At 70.9% G+C, this 13075-nt stretch carries 15 protein-coding genes; 12 read left to right on the top strand and 3 right to left on the bottom strand.

Annotated features, from left to right (window positions below; all coding sequences use genetic code 11):
- Nucleotides 1–8 precede the first annotated feature (8 nt).
- On the bottom strand, nucleotides 9–725 hold the full coding sequence (locus tag ACL03H_RS01285; RefSeq protein WP_412809151.1) for an NUDIX hydrolase: 717 nt from the start codon (nucleotides 723–725) through the stop codon (nucleotides 9–11).
- Nucleotides 726–984: 259 nt separating this feature from the next.
- On the opposite strand from ACL03H_RS01285, the gene ACL03H_RS01280 reads away from it, so the two are divergent.
- The 12 genes from ACL03H_RS01280 to ACL03H_RS01225 all read left to right on the top strand — a co-directional run bounded on the left by ACL03H_RS01280 (nucleotide 985) and on the right by ACL03H_RS01225 (nucleotide 11902).
- A complete protein-coding gene (locus tag ACL03H_RS01280) occupies nucleotides 985–1488 on the top strand; it encodes a hypothetical protein (RefSeq protein WP_412809150.1) in 504 nt (167 codons plus the stop codon).
- The gene (locus ACL03H_RS01275; protein WP_412809149.1) at nucleotides 1485–1934 is read left to right on the top strand and encodes an SseB family protein; all 450 of its coding nucleotides are present in this window, start codon (nucleotides 1485–1487) and stop codon (nucleotides 1932–1934) included. Before ACL03H_RS01280 ends, ACL03H_RS01275 begins: the two co-directional genes overlap by 4 nt.
- Nucleotides 1924–2379: a hypothetical protein gene (locus ACL03H_RS01270; RefSeq protein ID WP_412809148.1), complete on the top strand. Its 456-nt coding sequence runs from the start codon at nucleotides 1924–1926 to the stop codon at nucleotides 2377–2379. The genes ACL03H_RS01275 and ACL03H_RS01270 overlap by 11 nt, the downstream gene beginning before the upstream one ends.
- Complete coding sequence (locus ACL03H_RS01265; protein ID WP_412809147.1) at nucleotides 2379–4412, top strand: putative T7SS-secreted protein; 2034 nt, start codon at nucleotides 2379–2381, stop codon at nucleotides 4410–4412. Before ACL03H_RS01270 ends, ACL03H_RS01265 begins: the two co-directional genes overlap by 1 nt.
- Before the next feature lie 2 nt (nucleotides 4413–4414).
- Nucleotides 4415–5026, top strand: a complete 612-nt coding sequence (locus ACL03H_RS01260; RefSeq protein WP_412809146.1) for a hypothetical protein — start codon at nucleotides 4415–4417, stop codon at nucleotides 5024–5026.
- Between the two features lie 653 nt (nucleotides 5027–5679).
- Nucleotides 5680–6291 carry a hypothetical protein gene (locus ACL03H_RS01255; protein ID WP_412809145.1) on the top strand — a complete coding sequence of 204 codons (612 nt, stop codon included), beginning with the start codon at nucleotides 5680–5682 and terminating at the stop codon, nucleotides 6289–6291.
- Between the two features lie 533 nt (nucleotides 6292–6824).
- Nucleotides 6825–7181 carry a hypothetical protein gene (locus ACL03H_RS01250; RefSeq protein ID WP_412809144.1) on the top strand — a complete coding sequence of 119 codons (357 nt, stop codon included), beginning with the start codon at nucleotides 6825–6827 and terminating at the stop codon, nucleotides 7179–7181.
- 217 nt (nucleotides 7182–7398) lie between these two features.
- Nucleotides 7399–8154, top strand: coding sequence for an SDR family NAD(P)-dependent oxidoreductase (locus ACL03H_RS01245; protein WP_412809143.1), 756 nt, complete (start codon nucleotides 7399–7401; stop codon nucleotides 8152–8154).
- Nucleotides 8155–8317: 163 nt separating this feature from the next.
- Nucleotides 8318–9463, top strand: a complete 1146-nt coding sequence (gene dgoD / locus ACL03H_RS01240; protein WP_412809142.1) for a galactonate dehydratase — start codon at nucleotides 8318–8320, stop codon at nucleotides 9461–9463.
- 14 nt (nucleotides 9464–9477) lie between these two features.
- The gene (locus ACL03H_RS01235) at nucleotides 9478–10119 is read left to right on the top strand and encodes a bifunctional 4-hydroxy-2-oxoglutarate aldolase/2-dehydro-3-deoxy-phosphogluconate aldolase (RefSeq protein ID WP_412809141.1); all 642 of its coding nucleotides are present in this window, start codon (nucleotides 9478–9480) and stop codon (nucleotides 10117–10119) included.
- Nucleotides 10116–11033, top strand: coding sequence for a sugar kinase (locus tag ACL03H_RS01230; protein WP_412809140.1), 918 nt, complete (start codon nucleotides 10116–10118; stop codon nucleotides 11031–11033). Before ACL03H_RS01235 ends, ACL03H_RS01230 begins: the two co-directional genes overlap by 4 nt.
- Nucleotides 11030–11902 carry an SMP-30/gluconolactonase/LRE family protein gene (locus ACL03H_RS01225; RefSeq protein WP_412809139.1) on the top strand — a complete coding sequence of 291 codons (873 nt, stop codon included), beginning with the start codon at nucleotides 11030–11032 and terminating at the stop codon, nucleotides 11900–11902. Before ACL03H_RS01230 ends, ACL03H_RS01225 begins: the two co-directional genes overlap by 4 nt.
- Before the next feature lie 127 nt (nucleotides 11903–12029).
- Here ACL03H_RS01225 and ACL03H_RS01220 read toward each other — a convergent pair whose 3' ends face one another.
- Both ACL03H_RS01220 and ACL03H_RS01215 read right to left on the bottom strand, forming a co-directional pair.
- Nucleotides 12030–12779 carry a FadR/GntR family transcriptional regulator gene (locus ACL03H_RS01220; RefSeq protein WP_412809138.1) on the bottom strand — a complete coding sequence of 250 codons (750 nt, stop codon included), beginning with the start codon at nucleotides 12777–12779 and terminating at the stop codon, nucleotides 12030–12032.
- 28 nt (nucleotides 12780–12807) lie between these two features.
- Complete coding sequence (locus tag ACL03H_RS01215; RefSeq protein WP_412809137.1) at nucleotides 12808–13074, bottom strand: hypothetical protein; 267 nt, start codon at nucleotides 13072–13074, stop codon at nucleotides 12808–12810.
- Nucleotide 13075 lies beyond the last annotated feature (1 nt).

Here is a 13075-nt window from a genome sequence, read left to right as displayed (position 1 = left end):
GCGAACCTTCATTCTCCAGAGATGTCCGGTCTCACCAGCGGTGGGTGCAGCACGCTGGTCGGCCCCGGCCGGAACAACCGCGCGGGACGTCCCTTGGCCGGTTTGCGCTCCTGTCCGGCCGGCTCGAGGAACCCGGGAACCTTCTGCACCTTCCGGTAGAAGTTCCGCGGATCCAGGCGCACACCCCAGACCGCTTCGTAGACCTGTTGCAATTCCGCGATCGTGAACGTCTCGCCGCAGAACGCGTGCGCCAGCGCCGAGTGCTCCAACTTGCTTCGCGCCCGCTCGATGCCGTCGACCACGATCCTGCGGTGGTCGAACGCCAGCTCCACCTGACCCGAAAGCACTCCGGCGGCCGGAACCCAGTCGGCCTCAGCGGCATCCGTGCCCGGAACCGGATCCGGCAGACCGGGCGCGATGGCCAGGTACGCCACCGAGATCACCCGCCCCCGAGGGTCACGACCAGGCGCCCCGTAGGTGCCCAGCTGCTCCAGGTGCAAGCCCGCCGCGTCCAGATCGGCCTCCTCGCGCAACTCCCGGGCAGCCGCGTCCACGAGGTCCTCGCCGGCGTGGTTCAGGAACCCACCGGGCACCGCTCGGGCACCTCGATACGGCTCGACACCACGCTCGACCAGGAGCACGTGGAGCTCGTGCCCGCGCAAGGTCAAGATCACCAGATCGACCGTCACCAGGACTTCGGGCGGCGACCACGACTCATCGTTCACGCCGTGAAAACTAACTTAATGTCACTTAGACATAAATACGCTCTTCGGGTGACCACTGGGGAGGCCCTGCCCCAATAGGGACCCGCCTTCTAGCCAAGGCTTCCGCCCGCGTCGATATCCGGCCCGCGACTCGGGACCCCCCTCGCCGACCTCGACCGCCACGGCAAGTGTGCGCACCTTGTCGGTGCGGTCCTCAGCCCGCCACGAGGAACTCGTCCGCGACAGCGCGGAGCGGCTCGACCGTGCCGACGATCACGTCGTGGTCGATCTCCTGCGCCGGGCGGTGGCCATCGGGCAGGCTGCAGCCTGGCTGGACCGCCGGGAGCCGATCCCGGCCTCGGGGAGCGTCGCTCAGCTGCGGGCCATGAGTGCCGCGCCCCTGCGTCCCGGCACCTGCCGAGGCCCCGGCCACGCCCGCTCGCCCCGACGCCCGCGCAGCACCGACCCGTTGACGGGAGAAATCGCCGTGAACCACACCGCCCACATCACCGCCTGCGCAGGGGAGATCCGCGCCGAGGGTCTGGTGTCGCGCGATGCCGTCCTCGACGACACCGGGTTACGTCACCCCCGCCTGGACTTGGAGCTCTCGCCCGAGTCCGCGCTCGCCGCGGCGTGGATCACCCCGGCCCTGACCGGTCCTGCACCGATCGCGCCCCGTGAACCCGCGCGGCTGACCGCGGGCTCGCGCGACCTCGACGAGGAGCTCGCGCGCCACACCCCCGTCGGTCCGATACCGGCCGGGCGCGAGGAGACCCAGGCATGAGCACCCCGCGCGTCCTGCGGATGGCCGGCACCCTCGACCCGCCCGGCGCGGTCGCCGAGGACCCGCTGCTGGAGGTGGTCCACCGGGCCAAGACCGGTGCCGACGTCGGCTCGGAGCTGGCGGCGCGGTTCCGCGCGGCGACGCTGTGGGTGGAGGTCACCCGCACCCGCAGCGGGCACGAAGTCACCGCGGTTCACCAGCAGGACCTGGCGTGGCTGCCGGTGTTCACCTCCCTCGATCACTTGGCGGCGTTCGCGGCGGCCTCCGGGCGCGGCAACCAGCCCTGCACCTACGGCACGCTCTCCGGCGCGGAAGTCCTGGACGCGGTGCTGCCCGCGTTGCCGCACGGCACCGGGCTGGTGCTCGACCCGGGCGCCGAGCACGTGCTGGCGCTGCCCCCGCACATGACCGTCACCGACGGCGAAGGAGCCGACGATGGGGCATGAGGCCTTCGGCGTCGATCTGGACGCCCTGCACACCGCCGAGGGCGGTATCCGGGATGCGGTCGCCGAGCTCACCGAGATGGCCGGGTGGGGTTTCGGCGCCTGGGCCGCCGAGGGCGGCGGCATGGCCGACGAGGTCATCTCCAGCGCCGCCCACACCGGCCACGACGAGCTGCGCGCCGCACTCACCGAGTTCGCCACCGCGTGGGAGTGGGGAGTGCGCATCCTCGTCGACGACGGCCAAGCCGCCGCCGACGGCCTCGCCGACAGCCGCAGCGTCTACGAACGCGCCGACGAAGAGGCGACCACGGCGATCAAGCGGGCGCTGCACACCGCGTTCGGCGACCCGATGCAGGACTCGGGCGCCTGGGACGAGCAGTCCTGGTCCTCCATCTGGCAGGACGAGCTGCCGACCCTGGGCGTCCGCCCCGAAGGGCAGGGACGGTGATGGTCTCCAACACCAGCTCTCTCGGTGACGACGCCTCCTCGATCTGGAACACCGTCACCGAGCACGCCGGTTCGGCGGGGAAGGCGATCGGCCAGGCGATCGGCCTGGTCGACGGCGATGTCATTCCCGGTGATCCTGAGCAAGTCCGCGCCCTCGCCGAGCACCTGATCCGCTTGGGCGAGGCGTTCGGCCGTGCTGCCGACGGGTTCCGCCGGATCGACGTCGGCACCTGGCACGGTCGTGCCGCTGATGCCGCCCGCGAGCACCTGACCACCGCGCCCCCGCAATGGCAGGACGCCTCGGAGGCGTTCACCGAAGCCGGGGAGGCGACCGCGGAGTTCGCGGCCGTGCTCGCGCGCTGCAAACCCGCCGCCGAACGCGCCCGGGACGACCTGCACCGGGCGCGGGAGGCGACGAAGGCCGCCGCCGAGGCCCACAACGCCCAGGTCGACAGCTACAACGACGCCGTGGCGGCCGCGAACGCCGGCGGCCCCTTCCCACCCGCACCGCCCGGAGCGTTCCGCGACCCCGCCGCCGCCGACCGCGCCGCCGCCCAGCAGGCCCTCGACGACGCCCGCGAGGAGGTCGCCGCGGCCGGGCGGGCCTCCGCGGCCGCGGTGCGCCACGCCGCTTCGCAGGCGCCCGCCTCGCCCGGGTTGCTGACCCAGCTGGCTCGCACCGCCAGCGACATGAACGAGGCCATGGTGCGCACGACCGGGTCGATCCTGGCCGGTGCCCTCGACGGTGCCGCCGAACTGGCGCAGTTCGCCCGCTCGATGTCGATCATGGACCCCTACAACCTCACCCACCCAGGTCAGGCCGCGCAGAACACCTCGATGCTGGCCGAGGGAGTGATCGGTGCGGTCGCCAACCCCTACGCCGCGGTCAAGGCCAGCGTCGACATCGACGGATGGCGCAACGATCCCGCGCGTACGCTCGGGGCCGCGATCCCCAACGCCCTGGCCTCCCTCGCCGGTGGCGGCGGAATCGCCTCCCGCCTGGCCAAGGGCATCAAAGCCTCCGTCAAACCGACGGGCCTGCATCCGCACATCGGCGGGCCGACACCGGGCCCCGCCAGCCCGCCACGCCCCGCACCGCCCTCGGCGCCGTCGCCACCGACCGGAGTGCCGCAGTGGGGGCGATGGACGGAACACTCCAACGGGCCGCACCCACCGGCCGCACCGAACCCGGCCCCGCCGACGGCGCCACACCACGGCCACGCGGGCGAGCTACCGCGGCGGCCCAGCAGCGACGAGGCTCCCTGGGCGCGGGGCGAACGCGACCACGCGATGACCTCCTCCGACAACGCGCCGACACCGGCAGGAGCGCGCCCCGACGCGGTCCCGAACACCGCGCGGGAGCCGCTGCCGGACCACCGGGATCTGCCTGGTTTCGAGCCGGGCGAGAAGTTCGACGAGGCCTACCGGAGCGTGCACAGCGGCCCTGAGGGGATCACCAACGACCCCATCGGGTTCGGCCAGCACGAGTGGCACGACCTCTCACCCGACAAGCCGCTGCCCGACGGGCTCACCCGCGACCCGGTCGATCCGAACACCGGTGATCTGGTCGTCGACCACGTGGAGAGGCCGACGGAGTTCCTGTACCGCACAGGCGACGAACCGCTCTACCGCAAAGTTCAGGAATCGGATCTCAATCGCCTCTTCGAAGAGGGCATCGAGGCACGGCATCCCGACTCCGAGGTGAGCATCCACTCCTTGGGCGCGCACGTGGGCGGGGCTGGGATGCCGAGCCCGTACGTCTCCACCACCAGCGAGCTAGGCCACGCACTGGCCCGTGATGGTGGCATCGGCGACGACGTGGTGCTCGAAATCCGCCCCTCGAAGCCGGTCGTCGATGTCGACGCGACGTTCAAGATGATCGACGGCGATGGGTTCGTCAGTCACGGCGAGGGCGAGAAGATCATGATCAACGGTGTTCCGCGCGAGGACATCTTGGGTGGCTGGAAGAAAGTGGACGGTGTGCCACGCTGGTTCAACAACCCGTGGTACCGAGGTAACGGCGCAGGAGAATGACGATGAAGGAATTGCAGCGACACACGATGGTCGGCCCGTCTCCGCTACCGCCGATCGACGACGCGCTCCGCGCAGAAGCCGCGACCAAGCCGGGAGAGTGGATCATCTATGCCGACCCCTGGCTCCGCCCGGGTGTGACGCCGCCGCCGTTCAGCGTGCAGGGCGGCTATTGGGTCAACGAGCACGGCGTCATCGCCGACCACCGCATCAACCCCGGCTACCAGCCCTCTCCAGGCCGCACCGGTGGCTGGAAGTTCGTGACCGGGCTGGAGCTCGCGCTGTGGCGCGTGGTGAACGGTTTCAACACGATCGGCGATCTCGCCGATGCACTGGCCGCCGAGCCCAACGTGCTCGTCTACGCCCAGTACGAGGGGGACACCACGATCTCGATGTTCGGCGACCGCGAACGTCCCGGTGGCTCGATCCTGGCGCTGTGCACTTCAGCGCAGTTCTGCACCTGGCCGCACCACCACCCGATCCCGGGACACGTGGCGCTGTCCGTCGCCAACGGCACACCCGGCGCGAGGGTGCACTTCAACCCCGGCACCGAGCTCTCACTGGGGCTGCTGCCGGGAGCGGAATTCGCCGCCCTCGCGAAGAAGGCGGCCGGATGAGACAGATCGCAAGCACGCACCTCCAGCACAAACGGCACGAGAAGCAGCCAGAAGACTAAGAGATCAAGGACCGCGACCCAGATCACCCCCAGCTGCGCCCAGCTCTTCGAGCCAGTGACAGCTGGGGCCTTAGCGCTGGCACGGCCGAGCAGTCGACCGGTCGACGTCTTCAACGCTGGGGCGAAAACCCCTGGCACGACCTCTCACCCGACAAGCCGCTTCCCGACGGGCCCACCCGCGATCCGGTCGATCTGAGCACCGGTGAGCCGGTCAACTCCTACAAGGAGCTGCCGAAAGAGTTCATCTACCGGACCAGTGACGAGCCGGTCTACCGCAAGATTCAAGGCGTAAGCCTGGAACGGGTGTTCAGTGACGGCATCCATGCTCGGCAACCCGACGCGGCGGTGAACATCCATTCCCTGGGGCGCACGTGGGCGGGGCTGGGATGCCGAGCCCGTACGTCTCCACCACCACTGAGCTCGGCCACGCACTGGCCCGTGATGGTGGCATCGGCGATGGCGCCGTGCTCGACACGTCAACGGTGTTCCGCGTGAACACGTCCGAGGTGGCTGGACGAAGGTCGACGGCGTACCGCGTTGGTTCAACAATCCCTGGTACAGAAACACCGAACTCGGCGACACAGGAGCATGACGATGACCGAATTGCAGCGGAGCACGATGGTCGGACTGTGGCCACTTCCGCCGATCGACGATGCACTCCGCGCAGAGGCGGCGACCAAGCCCGGAGAGTGGATCACCTATGCCGACCCTGCCATCCGTCCGGGTGTGTCACCGCCGCGGTTCGCGATCCAGGGCGGATACAAGTCCGACAACACCGGCGCCATCGTCCAGACGCTCATCAACCCCGATTACGAGCCCAGCTCTGCCCGTACCGGCGGATGGAACTTCGCCAATGGGCTGGAACTGACCCTGTGGCGGGTGATGCACGGCTTCAACACGCTCGGCCACCTTGCCGATGCACTGGCCGCGGCCCCGAACGTGCTCGTCTACGCCCAGTACGAGGGAGATACGACGATCTCGATGTTCGGCGACCGCGAACGTCCCGGTGGCTCGATCCTGGCGCTGTGCACTTCAGCGCAGTTCTGCACCTGGCCGCACCACCACCCGATCCCGGGACACGTAGCACTGGCCGTCGCCAACGGCACACCCGGCGCGAGGGTGCACTTCAACCCCGGCACCGAGCTCTCCCTGGGGCTTCCGGGAGCGGAATTCGTTGCCCTCGCCGCGAAGAAGGCGGCCGGATGAGACAAATCGCAAGCACGCACCTCCAGCACAAACGGCACGAGAAGCACCGAGAGAGCTAAGAGATCAAGGGGCACCCGGCCCGGATCACCTCAGCTGTGCCCAGCTCTTCGAGCCAGTGACAGCTGGGGCCTGTAGCGCTGGCACGGCCGAGCAGTCGACCGGTCGACGTTTTCAACGCCGTGAGGGGCTTTTTCGGATTGTCAAGCGCTCGTGGGCTTGAGGAGGCCCATGCCGAGGTACCGCTGGTCGCCGAGGCGCAGGGGGCCGAGAGCGGAGTGGGGAACTCGATCGTGGGGTGGGTGCAGGGGCGCGGCCAGGATTCCCGGCGGGCGAGGTCTCGACGGGCGAGGTCGGCAGCTCCGGTCGGGAACGGGGCGCGGGCGGGGGCGAAGCGGGACGGTTCAGCGAGTCCCCTGTGGACGCAGTCTCGGGAGACCTTTGGCGGTAGCGGGTCCGGTACCCGGCTCGTGACGGCCTGCAGCACCTGATCGGCGGCGGCGACGTGCTGGTGAGCATCCGGTCGGGCGTGGCGCGTGGACACGTTGCTCGACGAGTTCACCCGGCGCGTCGGCACGGCCACCGGCAACGAAGGTGCCGACTGGTTGCCCACCTTGTCGGCCGGGGTCGTCCTCCACCACCAGCGCCCGCTGTTCCAGTTCACCGACCTCGCGAAAACCCTGCTGCGCCGGGCGAAAGTGCACACCCGCGGTGAAGCCGCCTCGCTGGCCTGGCAGGACACCACCCGCGACGGCACTCGCGCCGGAACACGACCCGCGCTGACGCACGCGGAGTTCAACGCGCACCAAGTGGATTCGTACCTCGCCGAACGGCAGGCTTCCGCACCGGCAGCGGAGCACTGGTCGACCCGCCACGCAGATATTAATTACTAAATAATGTTGACACTGGGATCGTTACGCGCAAGACTTCGTGGTGGCCAGCCGGGCAGGCGACGGGTGGAGCACGGCCGGACGCCTTCGGCCAGCGGCACCGGGGCAAGGCCGTCGGGTGCCGAGCGATGCCGCCTGGACGGAGTTCGCGGTTCCACCACGGGCAGCGATGAACGGGCTGGGCAGGCACCACTCGCCAGCAAGCAGGAGGAGACACGGGATGAGCGGGCGACTGAACGGCAGGGTCGCGGTGGTCACCGGTGGGGCGCAGGGAATCGGCGAGGCGACCGCGCGCAGGCTGGCCGCCGAGGGCGCCGGCGTCGCCGTGCTCGACGTCTCCGATCGAGCGCACGTCGTCGCTGAGCGGATCCGGGAGGAAGGCGGGCGGGCGATCGCGGTGCGCTGCGACGTCAGTTCCGAGACCGACTGGTCCGAAGCCGTTCGACGGTGCCAGGTCGAACTGGGCCCGGTGGACGTGCTCGTCAGCAACGCCGTCGCGGTCGACGTGTCGCCCGCCCACGAGACGAGCCTGGCGTCGTGGGAGCGGCAGTTGTCGGTCAACCTCACCGGCACCTTCCTCGGTTTCCGCGCCTGCCTGGCCGACCTGTCACGCTCCGGCGCGGGAGCGGTGGTGCTGACGTCGTCCGTGCACGCGCTCGTCGGGCTGCCGGGAAGACCCGCTTATGCCGCGAGCAAGGCGGCGATCACCGGTTTGGCCCGCCAGCTCGCGGTCGAGTACGGAACCGTGCTGCGCGTCAACTCCGTGCTGCCAGGCCCGGTGCTCACCGCGGCCTGGGACGGCATCGACGAGTCCGACCGCCGTCAGAGCGCCGAGGAGACCGCGGTGCAGAGGCTGGGGCGCCCCGAAGAAGTCGCCGCGGCCATCGCGTTCCTCGCGAGCGACGACGCATCGTTCGTCACCGGGGCCGCGCTGACCGTGGACGGCGGTTGGAGCGTGTACAAGAAGTCGTCATGACCGCCGCGGCGAGCTCGCGACCGCGGCACGGGGCGCCGCCCTCGACGCGCGTCGCATCCGGGGAGATCGGCTGGGCGAGGCCGTCCCAGGGCCACGATCGCCGTCGGAGGGTGGTCGACGACGTCGCCATCGCCGGCACCGAAGAGAAAGAGACGCACTCCCAGTGAAGATCACCTCCGTAGAGACGTTCCTGGTTCCGCCGAGGTGGCTGTTCTGCCGGGTGGCCACCGACGAGGGCATCGTCGGCTGGGGCGAGCCCGTCGTCGAAGGCAGGGCGGAGACGGTCCGCGCGGCGGTGAACGAATTGTCCGACCTGCTCGTCGGGCGTGATCCGCGGCGCGTCGAGGACCTCTGGCAGCTGCTCAGCAAGGCGGCCTTCTACCGCGGAGGCCCGGTGCTGTCGAGCGCTGTGGCCGGGTTGGACCAGGCCTTGTGGGACATCCTCGGCAAATCGCTCGGTGTCCCGGTGCACCAGCTGCTGGGCGGCGCGGTGCGCGACGAGGTCCGGGTCTACGCCTGGATCGGCGGTGACGATCCCTCAGCCGTCGCCGAGGCCGCGTCCGAACAGGTCGAGGCCGGGCTCACGGCGGTCAAGATGAACGCCTCCGGCCGCATGGGGCGGATGCCCAGCCGCGCCGAGGTCGACGGCGTGCTCGCGCGGCTCTCGGCGGTGCGCGAGGTCATCGGCGACGAACGGGACGTGGCGGTGGACTTCCACGGCCGGTTCGGCGTGGCCGCGGCGCGGCGAGTGCTGCCCGAACTGGCGCCGCTGCACCCGCTGTTCGCGGAGGAACCGGTGCTGCCCGAGTTCGCGCACCGCCTCGGCGACGTGGTGTCGGCGAGCTCCGTCCCCGTCGCGTGCGGGGAACGCCTCTACTCGCGCACCGACTTCCTGCCCGCACTGCAGGCCGGAATCGCGGTCGCGCAGCCGGACCTCTCGCACGCGGGCGGCATCTCCGAGGTCCGCCGCATCGCTTCGCTGGCCGAGACGTTCGACGCGCTGCTCGCCCCGCACTGTCCACTGGGGCCGATCGCGCTCGCGGCGAGCCTGCAGGTCGCGTTCGCGACTCCGAACTTCCTCATCCAGGAGCAGAGCATCGGCATCCACTACAACGCCGGCGCCGAACTGCTCGACTACGTCCTCGACCGCCGCCCCTTCGCGTTCCCGCACGGCGCGATCGAACGCTGGGACGCGCCGGGGCTCGGGGTGGAAGTCGACGAGGAGGCAGTGCGGAAGGCCGACGAGCGCGGCCACCGATGGCGACCGCCGGTGTGGCGGCACAGCGACGGCTCGTTCGCCGAATGGTGAGAGGAGAAGCGGTGATGGACTCGAGGGAACTGACGAGCCTGCTGGCCGAGCACAGGTTGCTGGCGATCATCAGGGGCAGCGACCCGGCCGCGTGCCGACGCACCGCGGAGGTGCTCGTCGAGTCCGGGGTGCGGCTGCTGGAGGTGTCGTTGACGTCGGCGGACGCGCTCGGTGTCCTCAGCGGGATCAGCGCGACGCTCGGCGCGGAGGCCCACATCGGCGCGGGCACCGTGCTCACCGCCGAGGACGCGCGCAACGCCCGCGCGGCTGGGGCGACCTTCGCCGTCACCCCGGCTCTCGCGGACGGAACGACGACCGCGGTCGAGCTGGGAATGCCGGTGCTGGCGGGCGCGATGACCCCGACCGAGGTGCTCACCGCTGATCGGGCGGGTGCCGCCGCGGTGAAGCTGTTCCCGGCAGGCGGCCTGGGACCCGGCTACGTCAAGGCGCTGCGGGATCCGTTCCCCGGACTGCACTTCGTGCCGGTCGGCGGGATCGGCCTCGCCGACGTTTCCGGCTACCTCCGAGCGGGTGCGCTGGCGGTGGGCATCGGCAGCCCGCTGTCCGGGGACGCGCCGCACGGTGGCGACCTGGGCGCGCTGCGGGCTCGGGCCGAGGAGTTCGTCGCGGCAGCAGGTGAAGGGAGCGGGACGTGACCGAAGTCGTGACCCTCGGGGAGACGATGGTGGCGATGCACGCGGAAGGGCTGCTGCGGCTCGGCACCACGCTGCGCACGTCGATCGCCGGCGCCGAATCCAACGTCGCGATCGGGCTTGCCCGGCTCGGACGCCGGGTCCGCTGGGCGGGACGCGTGGGCCGTGACGAACCTGGCGAGCTGGTGCTGCGCACGTTGCGGGCCGAGAACGTCGACGTATCGACCGTGGACCACGATGACGCGCCGACCGGGCTGATCCTGTTCGAGCAGCGGCTGCCCGACGTCACGAGGGTGCAGTACTACCGGGCGGGCTCGGCCGGTTCCCGGCTCGGCGAAGACGACGTCGTGGGCGCTCTCGGCGAAGGCGTGCGACTGGTGCACCTGAGCGGCATCACCCCGGCGCTGGGCGACGGACCCCGCGCGGCCGTGCGCGCGGCGTTGCGCCGAGCGCGCGAGGTCGGCGCGGAGGTGTCGTTCGACGTCAACTTCCGCTCGCGACTCTGGTCCGCGGCCGAAGCGGCCGATGTGCTCACCCCGCTCGCGGAGCAGGCGCACATCGTCATCGGCTCAGCAGAGGAGCTGGACCTCGTCGGCGGCCCGGAGAGCCTGCTCTCGACCGGAGTGCGCGAGGTGGTGACCAAGCTCGGGGCGCAGGGCGCGTCGGCCGTCACCGCGGACGGGGAATGGAGCGCGCCGGGCCAGCGCGTTCCCGTCGTCGACTCCGTCGGTGCGGGCGACGCGTTCACCGCCGGCTACCTCTCCGCGTTCCTCGACGGCCTCGGCGTGCCGGACCGCCTCGTGCGCGGCAATGCCTGCGGCGCTTTCGCCGTTGCGACCTCCGGCGACTGGGAGGGCTGCCCGACGCGCATCGAGCTGGGGCTGCTCGGCGCCGGAGAGGGGACGGTGCTGCGATGACCGGCATCGGCGAACTCACCTGGACGGCGTTGCCCGGCGAGCGATTCGAACTCGGTGAAGGCCTGCGGCACTGCGACGGCGGGCTGATCATGGTCGACATCCTCAGCGGGCGGCTGCTCGGCCTGCCGCAGACCGCGGACGCTCCGGCTCGCGTGCTGGCACGCCTCGCGGAGCCGCTCGGCGCGGTCGCGCCGCTGGCCGGTGGCGGTTGGATCGCGGCGGCGGGAACCGGTATCGCCGTGCTCGGCAACGGTGCCGTGCGCTGGCTGGGCCGGCCCGAGGACGACGCCACGACGCCCATGCGCATGAACGACGGGGCAGCGGACCCGCGCGGCCGGTTCTGGGCCGGGTCGATGGCCTACGACAACCAGCCGGGCGCCGGGTCGTTGTACCGCGTGGACCTCGATGGGACGGTGCACCGGGTGCTTGACGGGCTGACCGTGCCCAACGGGCCCGCTTTCGACGCGGACGGCGTCACGATGTACCTCGCCGACAGCGCGCACGGGGTCATCCACCGCTGTGCCGTCGACCCGGAGACCGGCGGGATCGACGACGTCGCGGAGTTCGCCACGGTTCCGGACGCGAACCCGGACGGCATGGCAGTCGATGCCGAGGGCCATCTGTGGTCGGCGATCTGGGGCGCGGGGCAGGTGCACCGGTACGCGCCGGACGGCACCCTCGATCGGAAGATCACGTTGCCCGCCGTCCAACCGACGAGCGTGTGCTTGACCGGAACCCGGCTCGTCGTCACGACGGCGTCCACGGGCCTCGCGGATCCCTCGAACGCGGACGGCGCCGTGCTCGCGGCACCGCTGCCGATCGCCGGCCTTCCCACCTGCGTCGCCAAGATCCTGGATCAGCCGCGCTGAAGACCTCGATCGAACAGCCAGGCGGCCCCGAAAGCGCTGATCACCTCGGCGCCGGGAGGGCCGCAACGGCACCGACGTTCGCCGCGGACCGACGAATCTCAGCACGGCCCAGGCGTCCCGGGCGGGCTCAGGTGCCCGCGGAGGCCGTGGAAGTCGCCGCTCCCTCGGCATCACCGCTGGTCGAACGACTCCGAACCGCGCGGTCGAAGTCGGTAGCCGCCTTGGCCAACAGGTCGGCCATGGCGATCGACGCCTGCTCCGGGTCACGTTCCCGGATGGCGTCCAAGACGGCACGATGGCTCGGAACCGGATCACCGGCCGAACCGTGCGGGGCGTGCACGATGGCGTCGCGCGCGCGCAGAGCCGGCTCCATCAGCTGGTGCAGACGCGCGAGCATCTCGTTCCCCGAAGCGGTCAGCAGCGCGCTGTGGAACGCGGAATCGGCGGCCGCGGCATCGGCTTCGGCAGCGCCCATGACGGCCAGGCTTTCTTCCAGGGCCGCCAGGTCCGCGTCCGTGCGGCGCTCCGCGGCGCACCGGACCGCGGCGGGTTCGACGATCGCGCGCAGCTCCGCGAAGTCGCGCAGCAGCGCATCACCTTGCCCCCCGGCCATTCGCCATCGGACCACGTCGGCGTCGAGCATGTTCCACTCGGCTCGTGGGCGCACGAACGTGCCGCGCTTCTGCCTGGCGGCGACGAGCCCCTTGCCCGCCAGCACTTTCAGAGACTCGCGGATCACGGTGAGACTGACGTCCAACTCCTGTGAGAGCGACCTCAGGTCGAGCGTGCCGCCGCTGGCGAGCTCACCACTGGCGATGCGAGAGCCGAGCGTCTCCACGATCTGCCCGTGCACCCCCCGACCTGCGTGCGACGTCATCAGCGCTTCCCCTCCTCGATTTTAAATATTAAAAGAATACTTCGGCCGCAAGCGGCTCGGTACCGGCCCCGGGCGAGCCGACATCGCGCGGCGCCGCTCCCCCGCCGATCTCCTCGCGAGCATCCGGCCCGGATCCCGAGCCGGGAAGGTGCCGCCCCGGCCGGGCCTCGACGATGAGCGGCGGCCTTCCAGCGCCGACGGGGCCGACTCCCCCGGCGAGCGCCTCGATGATGCGCGCGCGCAGCCGACGGTCGGCGATGCGCCGGAGCACCGACACCGTGTTCCACGTCACCATT

This window comes from Saccharopolyspora antibiotica (genome assembly GCF_047200635.1).
Taxonomy (GTDB): Bacteria; Actinomycetota; Actinomycetes; order Mycobacteriales; family Pseudonocardiaceae; genus Saccharopolyspora_C.
Note: the sequence above shows the minus strand (reverse complement) of the source record. Positions and strands in the feature narration are given on the sequence as shown.